At 68.5% G+C, this 13566-nt stretch carries 11 protein-coding genes and 1 pseudogene; 7 read left to right on the forward strand and 5 right to left on the reverse strand.

The window, feature by feature from the left end; all coding sequences use genetic code 11:
* Window positions 1-6: 6 nt before the first annotated feature.
* A complete protein-coding gene (locus IM25_RS01725) occupies window positions 7-1341 on the reverse strand; it encodes a wax ester/triacylglycerol synthase domain-containing protein (protein ID WP_084295059.1) in 1335 nt (444 codons plus the stop codon).
* Here IM25_RS01725 and IM25_RS01730 point away from each other — a divergent pair.
* Window positions 1340-3358 carry a prolyl oligopeptidase family serine peptidase gene (locus tag IM25_RS01730; protein ID WP_033096159.1) on the forward strand — a complete coding sequence of 673 codons (2019 nt, stop codon included), beginning with the start codon at window positions 1340-1342 and terminating at the stop codon, window positions 3356-3358. The genes IM25_RS01725 and IM25_RS01730 overlap by 2 nt on opposite strands.
* Window positions 3359-3410: 52 nt before the next feature.
* On the opposite strand, the gene IM25_RS01735 is transcribed toward IM25_RS01730, so the two are convergent.
* On the reverse strand, window positions 3411-4415 hold the full coding sequence (locus IM25_RS01735; RefSeq protein ID WP_033096160.1) for a LacI family DNA-binding transcriptional regulator: 1005 nt from the start codon (window positions 4413-4415) through the stop codon (window positions 3411-3413).
* A gap of 101 nt (window positions 4416-4516) precedes the next feature.
* Between IM25_RS01735 and IM25_RS01740 the strand changes: the two genes are divergently transcribed.
* From IM25_RS01740 to IM25_RS01755, 4 genes are read left to right on the forward strand one after another with little or no spacing between them, the layout of a single operon-like run.
* Window positions 4517-5875 (forward strand): MFS transporter, encoded by a 1359-nt coding sequence (locus IM25_RS01740; protein WP_033096161.1) that lies wholly within the window; start codon window positions 4517-4519, stop codon window positions 5873-5875.
* Window positions 5872-6342, forward strand: coding sequence for a type II 3-dehydroquinate dehydratase (gene aroQ, locus IM25_RS01745; RefSeq protein ID WP_033096162.1), 471 nt, complete (start codon window positions 5872-5874; stop codon window positions 6340-6342). The genes IM25_RS01740 and aroQ overlap by 4 nt, the downstream gene beginning before the upstream one ends.
* Window positions 6339-7205 (forward strand): shikimate dehydrogenase, encoded by an 867-nt coding sequence (locus IM25_RS01750; protein WP_065995686.1) that lies wholly within the window; start codon window positions 6339-6341, stop codon window positions 7203-7205. Before aroQ ends, IM25_RS01750 begins: the two co-directional genes overlap by 4 nt.
* Window positions 7205-9034 carry a sugar phosphate isomerase/epimerase and 4-hydroxyphenylpyruvate domain-containing protein gene (locus tag IM25_RS01755; protein WP_065995687.1) on the forward strand — a complete coding sequence of 610 codons (1830 nt, stop codon included), beginning with the start codon at window positions 7205-7207 and terminating at the stop codon, window positions 9032-9034. Before IM25_RS01750 ends, IM25_RS01755 begins: the two co-directional genes overlap by 1 nt.
* On the opposite strand, the gene IM25_RS01760 is transcribed toward IM25_RS01755, so the two are convergent.
* Window positions 9020-9877: an alpha/beta hydrolase family protein gene (locus IM25_RS01760; protein ID WP_006553617.1), complete on the reverse strand. Its 858-nt coding sequence runs from the start codon at window positions 9875-9877 to the stop codon at window positions 9020-9022. The genes IM25_RS01755 and IM25_RS01760 overlap by 15 nt on opposite strands.
* Window positions 9878-10045: 168 nt before the next feature.
* On the opposite strand from IM25_RS01760, the gene IM25_RS01765 reads away from it, so the two are divergent.
* On the forward strand, window positions 10046-10387 hold the full coding sequence (locus IM25_RS01765; RefSeq protein WP_006553618.1) for a hypothetical protein: 342 nt from the start codon (window positions 10046-10048) through the stop codon (window positions 10385-10387).
* 13 nt (window positions 10388-10400) lie between these two features.
* Here the strand turns inward: IM25_RS01765 and IM25_RS01770 are convergent, their stop codons facing one another.
* A complete protein-coding gene (locus IM25_RS01770; protein WP_033096165.1) occupies window positions 10401-11249 on the reverse strand; it encodes an NADPH-dependent oxidoreductase in 849 nt (282 codons plus the stop codon).
* Window positions 11250-11446: 197 nt separating this feature from the next.
* Between IM25_RS01770 and IM25_RS01775 the strand changes: the two genes are divergently transcribed.
* Window positions 11447-11650: a PspC domain-containing protein gene (locus IM25_RS01775; RefSeq protein ID WP_006553621.1), complete on the forward strand. Its 204-nt coding sequence runs from the start codon at window positions 11447-11449 to the stop codon at window positions 11648-11650.
* 617 nt (window positions 11651-12267) lie between these two features.
* On the opposite strand, the pseudogene IM25_RS01780 reads toward IM25_RS01775, so the two are convergent.
* A pseudogene (locus tag IM25_RS01780) lies at window positions 12268-13286 on the reverse strand (alpha/beta hydrolase).
* Window positions 13287-13566 lie beyond the last annotated feature (280 nt).

Raw genomic sequence — 13566 nt, forward strand, 5'->3', positions numbered from 1 at the left:
GGCACGTTACAGCGAGGCGACCGCCTCGTGCAGCAGGGCGACGTACCGAGCGAGACCTGCCGCGTCGAGGACATCCGGGGAGGTCGTCACCGACAGGGTCACGGTGTCGCCGATCCCGTGCACGCCGTGGGTGAGCGCCTGCACGGGCGACAGGCCCGGGAAGCCCGAGGTGAACCGCACCCGCCCGCCACCGAGTTCCAGGTCGGCCGGACCTCGGTAGACGCTCGACACGACGGTGTTGCCCGTGACGGTGGGTGGGACGACGGACAGGTCGAGTCGGTCGGTACCGAACCGCAGCAACGGTGCGGGGACGTGGTCGTCGGTGCGGACCCGGATCGCCATGGCGGGGGGCCGCGCACGGATCCGTTGCAACGCCAGGTCGGCGGCGATCGCCGCGGCACGTTCGTGCGGTTCGCGGAGCGCGCAGTGCAGGTCGACGCCGACGTTGCGGTAGCTGTTGCGGGCCGTGCCCGGCGCCACCGCGACCGGCACCTCGGCGGACAGTTCGTCGACGCCGAGGAACTGCGACAGGGCGGCGCCGATGGCCGTGAGCGCGCCGATGGTGACCGTGCCGACGCTGCGCAGGGCGGCGGAGTCGAACACGAGTGTGCGGACCGTCCGCCGCGGCCCAGGTGCGGTGTTCACAGCGACCAGCGGCCTCCCCGGGGTGGGTGGCGGCACCGAGGGGTCGGCGAGCTGTCGCGCCGCATCCACCGACCGCCGCCCGTCGGCGATCACCCGTGGAATCGAGAACGGCAGCCGCAGGACGGCACGCGTAAGCATCCCGGCGGGCGAGAGGGCGCGCGGCGGTGTCGTGGGTGTCGCGGTGCCCGCCAGCAGATCGCGGGCGAGCGCGGAGGTGCGCACCCCGTCGGCGAAGGCGTGCGACATCTGCAGGACGACCACGAGGGCGGGACCGTTCCCGCGCGGAGCACCCGTGACATGTGGGAAGACGTGCAGTCGCCACGGCGAGACGGTGACGTCGACGCGGGTCGCGACGAGCCCGGACAGCGCGACGAGCATCTGTTCGTAGCTGCCGGATTCGTGGACGACGAACCGGTCTTCTGCTGGGGTGTGCGCTGCCCAGTAGGGATAGTCGAGACCCGCGGGTACCTCGACCATCCGTACCTGCAGCTCCCCCATCACCGCCGCCCGCGACCGCAGTTCGTCGAGCACGTCGGCGACCGGAGTCGCGGGGGCGTCGAAACAGTAGAGGGCGAACAGGTCGCCCGGGATGCGGTCGCCGAGCCATTCCCGGCGCGCGTCCGACGGATGCATCTGCACGAGGTCACAGTCTGCCTGCCGCCGGAGGCACGTGCGGGGCGGGTATGAATGGATCATGAGCGACGACACGACCGATCCGTACCTATGGCTCGAGGACGTCACCGGCGAGGAACAACTCGACTGGGTGCGTGCCCGGAACGACCGAACGGTCGAGGAGTACACCCGCACCGAGAGCTTCACCGACCTCGAATCCCGCATCCGCGAGATCCTCGACACCGACGCCCGCATCCCCTATGCGCGTCGGCGGGGCGAGTACCTCTACAACTACTGGCGGGACGCCGAGCACGTACGCGGCCTGTGGCGTCGCACGACGATGGAGCAGTACCTGCGCGACGAACCCGAATGGGACGTCCTCGTCGACCTCGACGCCGTCGCCGAGAAAGAGGGCGAGAACTGGGTGTGGTCGGGTGCCCAGGTGCTGCGGCCCGATCAGACCCGCGCGCTCATCAGCTTGTCGCGCGGTGGTGCCGACGCGAGTGTGATCCGCGAGTTCGATCTCGTCGAGCGACGATTCGTCTCGGGCCCGGACAGTTTCGAACTACCCGAGGCGAAGACGGACATCGGGTGGATCGACTCCGACACCGTCTATGTGGGAAGCGATTTCGGCGACGGGTCGCTCACCGACTCGGGTTATCCGCGACTCGCGAAGCGTTGGCGGCGCGGCACTCCGATCGATGAGGCCGAGACGGTCTTCGAAGGTGAGCGCACCGATGTCGCTGTCTCCGCCTGGTACGACAACACTCCCGGATACGAGCGCAGCTTCGTCGACCGCGCGATCGACTTCTACCGGGCGCAGCGTTTCGAACTCACCGCGGACGGCGAGCTCGTCGAACTGGATGTTCCCGACGACGCGCGGGTGAGCGTGTACCGCGACCACCTGCTCGTGCGCACCCGCTCCGAATGGCTCGGCCATCCCGCCGGCACGCTGCTCGCCGCGAACTATCCGGCCTTCCTCGCCGGCTCGCGTGAGGTGACGGTGCTGTTCGCCCCGGACGAGCACACCTCGCTCGAGCAGTACGCGTGGACGCAGAATCACCTGCTCGTCGTCACACTGCGCGACGTGCAGACCCGCGTGCGGGTGCTCACACCGGGTGAGGACGGTTGGTCGGACGAGGAACTGCCCGACGTCCCCGATGCCACGTCGACTTCGATCATCGACGTCGATCCGCTCAACAGCGACGACTTCTTCCTCAACTCCAGCGGTTTCACGATCCCTGCGACCCTGCTGTCGGGGACGGTCGGCGGCCCGGTGGAGGCGATCAAGCAGGCCCTGTCGTTCTTCGACGCCGAGGGCATCACCGTCGAGCAGTTCTTCGCGACGTCCGACGACGGCACGCAGGTGCCCTACTTCGTGGTCGGCAGCAACACCGGAACCCCGTCGCCCACACTGCTGTACGGGTACGGCGGGTTCGAGAACTCGATGGTGCCGGCCTACAGCGGCGGCGTCGGGCGGGCGTGGCTCGAGAAGGGCTACACCTACGTCATCGCGAACATCCGCGGTGGCGGCGAGTACGGACCCAGCTGGCACACGCAGGCTCTGAAGGAAAACCGGCACAAGGTCTTCGAGGACTTCGCCGCGGTCGCGAAGGATCTCGTCGCGCGCGGGATCACGACGGCCGAGCAGCTCGGCACCCAGGGCGGCAGCAATGGCGGTCTGCTCATGGGCGTGATGCTCACCCGCTATCCCGAACTGTTCGGGGCGATCGTGTGCCAGGTGCCGCTGCTCGACATGAAGCGCTACCACCTGCTGCTCGCCGGTGCGTCGTGGATGGCCGAGTACGGCGACCCCGACAACCCCGCGGAGTGGGAGTTCCTGTCGAAGTACTCGCCGTACCAGAACACCGACCCGGATGCCGACTACCCGCCGATCCTCATCACCACGTCGACGCGCGACGACCGGGTGCATCCCGGCCATGCGCGGAAGATGGTGGCGCGGCTCGAAGAGCAGGGTCACGAGGTCCGGTACTACGAGAACATCGAGGGCGGCCACGGCGGCGCTGCCGACAACGCCCAGGCGGCGTTCAAGTCGGCGCTGACGTTCACCTTCCTGGCGGACAAGCTCGCGAACCGGTGAACTTCGGGGAGGCTGTGTGCGTTCTCGTCGAGAAAGACGCACACAACCTCCCTCATCTCGCCGGTCCGGTGGACTCGCGGACGAGGAGCTGCGTCGGGAGCACGAGTTCGTCGGCCACCGCGACCCGCTCGTAGGCCTGCCGGGCGAGCATCTCGATGGCGCGCGCCCCGGCTTCCTCGGTGCGTTCGGCGAGCGTGGTGAGCGACGGCCGGCACAGGTCGGAGCCGAAGATGTTGTCGAATCCGACCACGCTCACGTGCTCCGGGACGGACACCCCGCGTTCCCGCATCCGGCGCAGCACCCCTATGGCGAGCATGTCGTTGTGGCACACCACCGCGGTGGCACCGGCCGCCACGGCGGCGTCGGCCGCGGCGGCACCGCCACCGAGCGTCGGCGAGTAGGGGCCGAAGCGACGCACCGCGATGCCGTGAGCCTGCGCCGCGGCCTGCAGACCGGCCCAGCGCCGCGCTCCCGACCACGACTCGGGCGGACCGCCGAGGAACAGCAACGAGCGGTGCCCGAGCGACGCGAGGTGGTCGACGATCTGCCGCGTGCCCGTCTCGTAATCGGCGACAACGCAGGAGATTCCGCGGATCGCCCGGTTCACCAGGGTCACGGCGTCGAATTCGGCGACGCGCCGCAGCTCGTCGTCCGGCATACGGGCGGCCGCCAGGACGAAACCGTCGACGGCCGGCCCCAGCCGCCGGATAATGTGCGCTTCGGTGGTCGCGCTCTCCTGGGTGTCGGCGAGGACGAGGGTCCGGCCGGAGGCGACGGCGGCGCGTTCGGCCCCCTTGATCACGCCCGAGAAGAAGGGGTTCGTGATGTCGGGGACCAGCAGCGCCAGGGTGTTGGTGCGTCCCGATTCGAGGGCGCGGGCGGCGGGGTTGGGTGCGTAGCCGAGCCGGTCGGCGACCTCGAGGATGTGGTCGCGAGTGGCGGCGTTGACGCGACCGGGCTTGGTGAACGTGCGCGAGACCGTCGACGCCGCGACCCCTGCCTCGCGGGCCACATCGGTGATGGTGGCGCGTTTCCGTGAACGCGGAGAGGCCGACATACGGACAGTATGGCAAAAAAATGGCAAACGATTGTCGTGGGCTGCGCCACACCCATAACGTCCGTGTATCCGATACTGAAGACCCACCCCCGAGGCATCCGATGACTGAAAACACCACGGTGCAGCGCACGCCCCGCAAGGCGGCCCTCGCCGCGTGGAGCGGCAGCGCACTGGAGTACTACGACCTGGCAATCTACGGCACCGCCGCTGCGCTCGTCTTCCCCAAGATCTTCTTCCCCGAAGGGAACCAGGCGGTCGCGACCGTCGCGTCGCTCGCCACCTTCGGCGTCGCCTACGTCGCGCGCCCGTTCGGGTCCATCCTGATGGGCCACATCGGCGACCGCTTCGGCCGCAAGCTGATCCTCGTCGGCACGCTGCTGCTGATGGGTGTCTCGACCTTCCTCATCGGTTGTCTGCCGACCTACGGACAGATCGGCATGCTCGCACCGATCCTGCTGGTCGTGCTGCGACTGCTCCAGGGACTGTCCGCCGCGGGTGAGCAGGCCGGCGCGAACTCCATGTCGTTCGAACATGCCCCCGACGACAGGCGTGGTTTCTTCACCAGCTGGACGTTGAGCGGCACGCAGGGCGGCCAGGTGCTCGCACCGCTGATGTTCCTGCCGGTGATCGCCCTGCTGTCCGAGGAGCAGTTGCAGTCGTGGGGCTGGCGAGTGCCCTTCTGGATCAGCGCCGTGATCGTGCTGATCGGTTTCCTCATCCGCCGCAGCCTCGACGAGACCCCCGAGTTCCACGCCGAGAAGGCGCACGCCGAGGCACCCAAGGCGCCGCTGGCGGTGCTCTTCCGCCACCACTGGACCGGCGTCCTGCGGGTCTTCTTCGCGGCTTTCATCGCCATGGTGAACACGGCCTTCCAGGTGTTCGCCCTCAACTTCGCCACGGCCGACGAATACGGCATCGGCATCAGCGACACCACGATGCTGTGGCTGGCAATCGTCGCCAACATCATCGCCGTCGGCACCATCCCACTGTGGGCCATGCTGTCCGACCGCATCGGCCGCAAACCGGTCTTCGTCTCCGGCCTGATCGGCAGCGCCGTGATGGTGACGGCCTTCCTGTGGTCGATCTCGCGGGGCGACGTGCCGCTCGTCCTCGTCACCGGCATCCTTCTCGCCGGCGTGATCTACAGCATGCCGAACGCGGTGTGGCCCGCGACCTATGCCGAGTACTTCCCCACCAGCGTCCGACTGTCGGGCATGGCGATCGGCACCCAGTTCGGCTTCGCGCTCGCCGGCTTCACCCCGGCCATCGCAGGGTCGCTCATGGACGGCAACGCCGACAACTGGTACCGCGTGGCCCTGTTCTGTGTCGGCGCCGTCGTCATCTCGTTGATCGCGGTGGCCACCGGACCGTCCGGAACCCACAAGGTCCCCACCCGTGAGATCGGCCTGCTCCCCCACGACCGCAACACCACGCCGGTCCCCGCCGGAGCCGCATCGTGAGTGCGCGTCCCATCATCGCCGTGCTCAACGGGCCCAATCTGAACCTGCTCGGCACGCGCGAACCCCGTCTCTACGGCACCGCAACACTGGCGGACATCGAGAAGTCGTGCCGCCGCACCGCCGACGACCTGGGCTTCGACATCGACTTCCGGCAGAGCAACCACGAGGGCGCACTCATCGACGCCGTCCACGAACTCCGCGAATCGGCAGCCGGTTTCGTCGTCAACGCCGCGGCCTACACGCACACCTCGGTCGTACTGCACGACGCGCTCGTGACCGTCGCGGCACCGATCGTGGAAGTGCATTTGACCAACGTCCACGCCCGCGAGGAGTTCCGGCACCGTTCGTTCGTCGCTCCCGTCGCGAAGGCCGTGATCGCCGGATGCGGCCCCGACGGATACGAGTTCGCCGTCCGTCACCTGGCCGCACTCGCACTCGATACCGAGAAGAAGGAAAGCTCCCGATGACCACCGCAGCGCCCGCACGTACGTCCTTCCTGCTGGGCCTGTTCGGCGCCGGGATCAACGGTTCGCTCACCCCGGCCATGCAGGAACGGGAGGGCTTCGCCTCGGGACTGAACCTGACCTACCGCCTCGTCGACGCCGAGCGCCTCGGCTACGGCGCCGAGAACCTGGCCGAGATGCTCGACTGGGCACAGCGTTTCGGCTTCGACGGGCTCAACATCACGCACCCCTTCAAGCAGGTCGTCATCCCCCTGCTCGACGAGTTGTCCGACGACGCCCACGATCTCGGCGCGGTCAACACGGTGGTGTTCCGGGACGGTCGCGCACTCGGCCGCAATACCGACTGGTCCGGCTGGGGGCGCGCGTTCCGCCGCCGGCTGCCCGAGGCCGTCTCCGACCGCGCCGTGCTGGTCGGGGCCGGCGGTGCCGGTTCGGCCGTCGGGTACGCGCTGCTTGAACAGGGCTCCGCGCACGTGTCCATCGTCGACGTCGACATCGAGAAGGCGCAGGCCTGCGCGACCCGCCTGGCCAAACGCTTCGGCGACGACCGGGTCCGCGCGACCACCGATCTCGCCGGCGCTCTGGCCTCGGCGCAGGGTCTGGTCAACGCGACCCCCACAGGAATGACCGGCCCCCCCGGCCTGCCCGTCCCCGCCGAGCTCGTCCGCGAGGACCTGTGGGTCTCCGACGTCGTGTACTTCCCGCTCGAGACCGAACTGATCCACCTCGCCCGCTCCCGCGGATGCCGCGTGGTGCCCGGTGGCGGCATGGCCGTCTTCCAGGCCGTGGGTGCCTTCGAGTACTTCACGGGCGTCGAACCCGACGCCGAACGAATGGTCCGACACTTCGAGGAGCTGACCAGCTGATGCGCCGCGGAATCGCCACCGTCTCGCTCTCCGGTGTTCTCGCCGACAAACTCGACGCGATCGCCGCTGCAGGATTCGACGGGATCGAAATCTTCGACAACGACCTCATCGCGTCGCCGCTGTCACCCGCCGAGGTAGCGCGGCGCTGCGCCGATCTCGGTCTGTCGATCGACCTGTCCCAGCCGATCCGCGACATCGAGGGCGTCGACCCGCGGCGATTCCCCCACGTCCTGCACCGCGTCCGCCGCAAGCTCGAGGTGATGAACGAGCTCGGCGCAACGACCTTCCTGGCGTGCTCGAACGCGCTGCCGACCGCGATCGACGATCCAGAACTGTCCGCCGAACAGCTGCGCGCCGTCGGCGATCTCGCCGCCTCGCACGGGGTCACCTTCGCCTACGAGGCCCTCGCCTGGGGACGCCACGTCAACCGGGTCGGGCAGGCGTGGAATCTCGTCGAACGCGCCGACCACCCGGCCGTGACGCTGGCCGTGGACACCTTCCACATGCTCGCACGCGGCGACGACGGACGCGCCCTGGCCGGCATCCCCGGCGAACGCATCGGCTTCCTGCAGGTCGCCGACGCCCCGGTGCTCGACATGAACGTCCTCGAATGGAGCCGCCACTTCCGGTGCTTCCCGGGGCAGGGCATGCTCGACGTCTCCGGGGTGGTCGCGGCCGTGCTCGACGCCGGTTACGACGGTCCGCTCTCGCTCGAGGTCTTCAGCGACGTGGTGCGCGAAGCGGATCCGCATGTGACCGCGCGCGACGCGATGCGGTCGCTGCTGTTCCTCGAGGACCGGCTCGGTGCGCGGGTCACCGGGCCCGCACGCGAGAAGGTGACGGTCGCACCGCCGCTTCCGGCGCACACCGACGCGGCGTTCGTCGAACTCGCCGACCCCGACCGCACCGACTACCCGGCGCTGCTCACCGGACTCGGATTCCATGTCGCCGGCCGGCACCGCAGCAAGCCCGTCGTGTGGTGGCGCAACGGCGGCGCGAACGTCGTCCTGAACGAGGAGCCCGCGCCGGCCCCCGCCGCGACCGCGCTGGGTCTCGTCGCCCCCGACGTCGCCGCGGTGGCCGAACGCGCCGCGAACCTGCTGTGGCCCGCGGTCGACCGCACCCGAGGGGAGGGTGAAGCAGGCCTGCCGGGCATCACCTCGCCCTCCGGTCTGCACGTCTTCGTCAGTGCCGAGCCGGGGCAGACCGACGACTGGCACAACGACTTCGTGTCCGACGACGCGGCAGCCACTCCCCCGGCCGACGAGGGATGGCTCGGTCTCGACCATGTCGACGTGACGGTCGCGGCGGACGACCTGAACCAGGAGCTGTCGTTCTTCCGCACCCTGTTCGGACTGCGGCCGGAAGACCCCGAGGAGTACATCCAGCCGCAGGGCCGCCTGCGCATCCGCGCACTGCGCGCGGAGAAGGGTGACCTGCGGGTCGCGCTGAACGTCTCCGAGACCGGTGCTGCGCCCCAGCTGCACGGTGTGACCCAGCTGGCCTTCGCCACGGCCGACGTCGTCGACTCGGTACGCCACGCACGTGCGCGCGGCGTGGAGTTCCTCCGGCCGCCCGCGAACTACTACGCGGATCTCGACGCGCGGTTCGTGCTCGACCCCGACCTGCTCGCCGTCCTGCAGGACAACGGCCTGCTCTACGACCGCAACGACGACGGCGGCGAATTCCTGCACGCCTACACGCTCCCGGTGCAGGGCAATTTCCAGGTCGAACTCCTCGAACGGCGCGGCGGCTACACCGGATACGGCTCCCCCAACGCGCACGTCCGGCTCGCCGCTGCTGCCCGCGCGGGATCAGCGGTCGCGTAGCCAGGCCACGATCTTCGCTACGGTGTCGTTGTTGTCGCGGATCCATCCGTTGTGGCCCAGTGCCCGCGGGTTGTGCCACCGGGCGACGTCGGCGGAGGGCAGCTTCTCGAGCAGGTGCTGCGCCGACGCGACCGGGGTGAGGTCGTCGTCTTCGATCGTGATCGACAGGACGGGCAGCGTGAGACGCCCGACCCGTTCCTCGTAGTCGATGTCCGCACCGGCCGGTTCGAACCGGCCGGTGCGGGCCAGTCGCGCCCAGTCGGAGATCAGCACGCGCGACTGCCGGCCGAAACCGGCGACGTCGATGCGATCGCCGGGCCAGAAACCGGCCACCGCGGCGGTCAGCGACATCGCCGTCGACCCGAGCCACAGTCCCGGTCCGCGGATGCCCACGTGCTGGCGGTAGTAGGGCGTGCCCGAGGTGACGAGGATCAGTCCGCCGAGCCGGCCGCGGATGCGCGCGGCGTAGAGCACCCCGAGTTGGCCGCCCATGGAGTGGCCGAGAAGGTACGGCGTCGAGTCGGGGAAGCGCTCCCGCACCACCTCGAAGACAGCGGGGAAGTGCGTCGCGACGATCTCGTGGTAGCCGTAGGTGCTGTCGGGTCCGGGCCTCGGACGGCTGTCGCCCTGGCCGGCCAGTTCACAGATCGCCGCGTCGAATCCGTGCTCGGTGATCGCCTGCCCGAACGGCTCGTAGTAACCGGCAGGGATGCCGAGCCCCGGCACGATCACCACGACGGCGCGGGAGGCGTCGCGGCGTGTCTCGTGCTCGTGGTCGGGTCCCGCGAAGAGGCGCACCGGGGCCGTGGTGCCCCCCGGAAGCTGGATCGGTACGGTCTCCACCGGCCCAGACTAGGCCGATCCGGACGCGGCGGGGGCCGGGTTCCCCAGTGTTCCTGCCACCCCGAGTCCGGAATTCAGGGTCGGGATGGGGGTCGTGCCCGGATGTGCTCGGGCGGGGTCGCGGCGGACGATCGAAATGTCCGGTCCAGCACCCTTTCGGAGGAACCCATGCGTACTCTTGTCACCCGCTCCCGTCTCGCGACCGCCGCCGTCCTGTCGCTCGGCACCGCCGCAGTACTGCTCGGAACAGGAACTGCCACAGCACAACCCGCGCCCGGTGTGGTCGGCTCGAGCGAGCAGGCCGCGGTCGCCGTGCTCGCCGCGGAGGGTGTGCCGTACTCGATCGTCAACCGGTCCGGTTCCGCCGGCGGCGACTGCACCGTGACCGCTCAGCGCGACCGGGGATACCGGACCGAGGTCGAGTACGAATACGACAGTGACGACAACGAGTTCGATCGTGTCGAACGTCAGGTGTGGCGCGGGGTCGGCCTGACGGTCGTGTGCCGCTGACGCCTCCCTGCGGTCAGTCCAGACCGAAACCTCGCTCCCGCAGAGCTTCCCGCATCTGTTCCCTGCTCCCGAGCGCGCCGGGCGACGCGAAGCGCCCGAGTACACGTTCGACCCAGCTCTCCGCCAGACCCTGATCGCGGTAGAAGCCGGCGATCTCCTCCTCGTACGCGGCGAGGCCGGCATCCCGCTCCTCGGTCGAGTACTGCTCGCGATGCAGCACCACATCCTGACCCAACCGAGGCTTGACCTCCGACTCCACCTCGGGATCGGGACGGCCCACCACCAGCCCGACCACAGCGAAACTGTGGTCGGGCAGAGCCAGTTCTGCGGCCACGTCACGCGGATGGTTGCGGATGGCCCCGATGTAGACGGTGCCGAGGCCGAGCGATTCCGCGGCGAGCACCGCGTTCTGTGCGGCGAGGGCGGCATCGACCACCCCGAGCAGCGCCGACTCCACGTAGTCGACGTTGACAAGGTCCTTGTCGTGCTGCTCGGCGACTCGCGCCGCACGGGCGAGGTCGGCCACCCATACGAGCAGCAGCGGAGCGTCACACACCGCCGGCTGGTTGCCGGCGAGCGTCGCGATCCGGGCGAGCCGGTCGCGGTCGGTGACGGCCACGACGCTCCACAACTGCAGGTTGCTCGAGCTCGCGGCGGACGAGGCCGCGGCCACGATCGCGCGCAGATCGTCCTCGGAGACGGCTTCGGGAAGGAACTTTCGCACGGAGCGATGCGCCAGTTGGAGAGCGATGACGTCGTTCCACGCGCCGGAACCACCGTGTCCGGCCACCTGCTCGGCGGCCCGGGTGCCGTACCTGCGGCGCAATGCGGCGAGCTGTTCGTCGAGGACGACGTCGGTCATGACGGGAGATCTCCTTCTGATCGGCAGTACCGACGGTCGAGTCTGCCTCCTCGCGCCCCGGTCGCCGAGCATTGCCCTCAGCGTGATTTCTGCGTTGTTCGGGCCGGCTCGTCCGACCGACCCCGAGACGAAGATCAGGGTGAAGATCCGGGCCGTTCCCGGATGTGCCGAGACCGTTACGGCGACAGGATGAATACATGAACTTCGAGAACCAGGCACCCCGTCCCTTCACCCGCTCCTCGTCCCAGCGCATGCTCGGTGGTGTGTGCGCCGGACTGGCCGAGTACTTCAACGTCGACCTCAACCTCGTGCGTGCAGGCGCAGTCCTCGCAGCCTTCGTCACGGGCGGCACCGCCGTGTTGCTCTACCTCGCCCTGTGGATGCTGATCCCCGAGAACTGATCCGGGTCACGGGGTCGGCCGAGACGACGACACCCCCGGCGGAGATCCGCCGGGGGTGTCGTATTCCGCTGCGAGGCAGCGGCACAGCTGTTCAGCTCGCAGGAACTACTGGCCGAGGCCGAGAACGGCACTGCCGGTCTCGAGCAGGGTGCCGAGCAGTTCGGTGCCGCCGAGCAGTTCGAGGGCAGAGCCGATGAGTTCGATGACGTCCATGTGAATCTCCTTCGTCCGATCACATACCGGACGGGTCTCGTCCGATTGCTTTTCGCCTACCCGGAATTCCGATCGGAATTCCGTCGGGCTCGCATCAATTCTCAACACACTCGACGTGTATGCGCGACCCGAGAGTGCGCAAATCGGGATGTGATGACATTCACAATAGCAGGAAAGCTAGGACGGGCCAGCATATGACCAGCTCACAGCGTCAAGGAAAGAAAACGGAACGTCCGTACCCATTTATTTCTGTTTGAATTCGATATTTCCGTTCGGCCCGATTCATCCCGTTCACCGACCGATTACGGCGAATCGACCGATTTATCGGTTGAATGACGACCGAAAGAAGATGCCCGATTCGACCGGGATCGAATCGGGCATTTCCGGTGGATTGTGCGGGACCTCTACAGTCCGACCGCCTGCGACAGAAGCGGCCACGAGTTGCGCAGATCGTCCTCCCAGTAGTCCCAGGAGTGCGTACCCGCCGGACGCAGGTCGATCCGGGCGGGGATGTCCAACTCCTCGAGTCGCTGGGCCATCCGCTGGGTGCAGTGGTGGACCGCCGCCTCGATGCTGCCGCCGACGACCACCTGCCCGACGAGCCCGATCGGGTCGTTGTTCACCGACCGCGATCCGAGCCGCTCGTACTGCCGGGCAGACCCGAACCCGACGAGATGTACAGGTCGATACCGCGGAGCTTCTCGGCCTGGAGGTAGGGATCGTTCTCGATCCAGGCCGGATCACCGACCGGGCCCCACATGTTCTCGGGGTCGCCACCCTTGACGCGTACGACGGCCTGCACGTAGGACTGCCCCAGCGGCGTGCTCGTCTCGGCGCATCCGCTGTACGCCCCGACCGCCTCGTACAGCTCGGGGGCCGTCGTGGCGAGGCCGAGCACCGACGTCCCCGACATCGACACTCCCGCAATGGCGTTGCGTCCCGATGTCCCGAACTCCGTGTCGATGACCGGCGGGAGTTCGTGCGTCAGGAAGGTCGTCCACATGTTGCGGCCGAGTGCGGGATCGTCGTTGCGCCAATCGGTGTAGTAGCTGTAGCCGCCGAGGAGCGGCGTGACGACGTTGATGTTCTTGTCCGAGAAGAAGTCCTCGACGTCGGTCTGCTTCTCCCAGGTGGCGATCCCCTGCCCGCCTCCCGAGCCGTTGATCAGGTAGAGGGTGGGACGCGGTTCGCTCGAGTCGGCGGGCGTCCGGATCCGGAGGGGGATCACCTTGTCCATCGACGGTGAGTAGACGTTCGCGATGACGGTGCGGTCGCTCTCGTGCTCGACAGAGGTCAGCTCTCCCACCGGTCGCTGATCGTCGGCTTCTACCGACTGCGCGAGAGCGCCTCCGGGAGCCGCGAGGACCATCGACGTTCCCATCGCCACCGTGAGCAGTACCCGCCGTAACCAGGACGACCGCATATTCTCTTCCCCTCGTCGATCCGTCTGGCTGCGCACCTCGGACCGGTTGCGGATCGGCACGAACCTCCGGAACCGGATGAAGTGACACTTTCGTGACATTCATCGTCCGCGGAGCCCCTTTCGTAACGAATATGTGATCGTTCCGTACCGGAGGCCGGAATCGTCGGGGAACAGCACGAGGCCCGACCCCACCGGAGTGGGATCGGGCCTCGTGTGGCTCAGGGGCGGATCAGAAGTCCTCTCCGCCCGCAGGGGCGGATCAGAAGTCCTCTCCGCCCGC

The organism is Rhodococcus sp. p52, assembly GCF_000763325.2.
Lineage (GTDB): Bacteria > Actinomycetota > Actinomycetes > Mycobacteriales > Mycobacteriaceae > Rhodococcus > Rhodococcus pyridinivorans.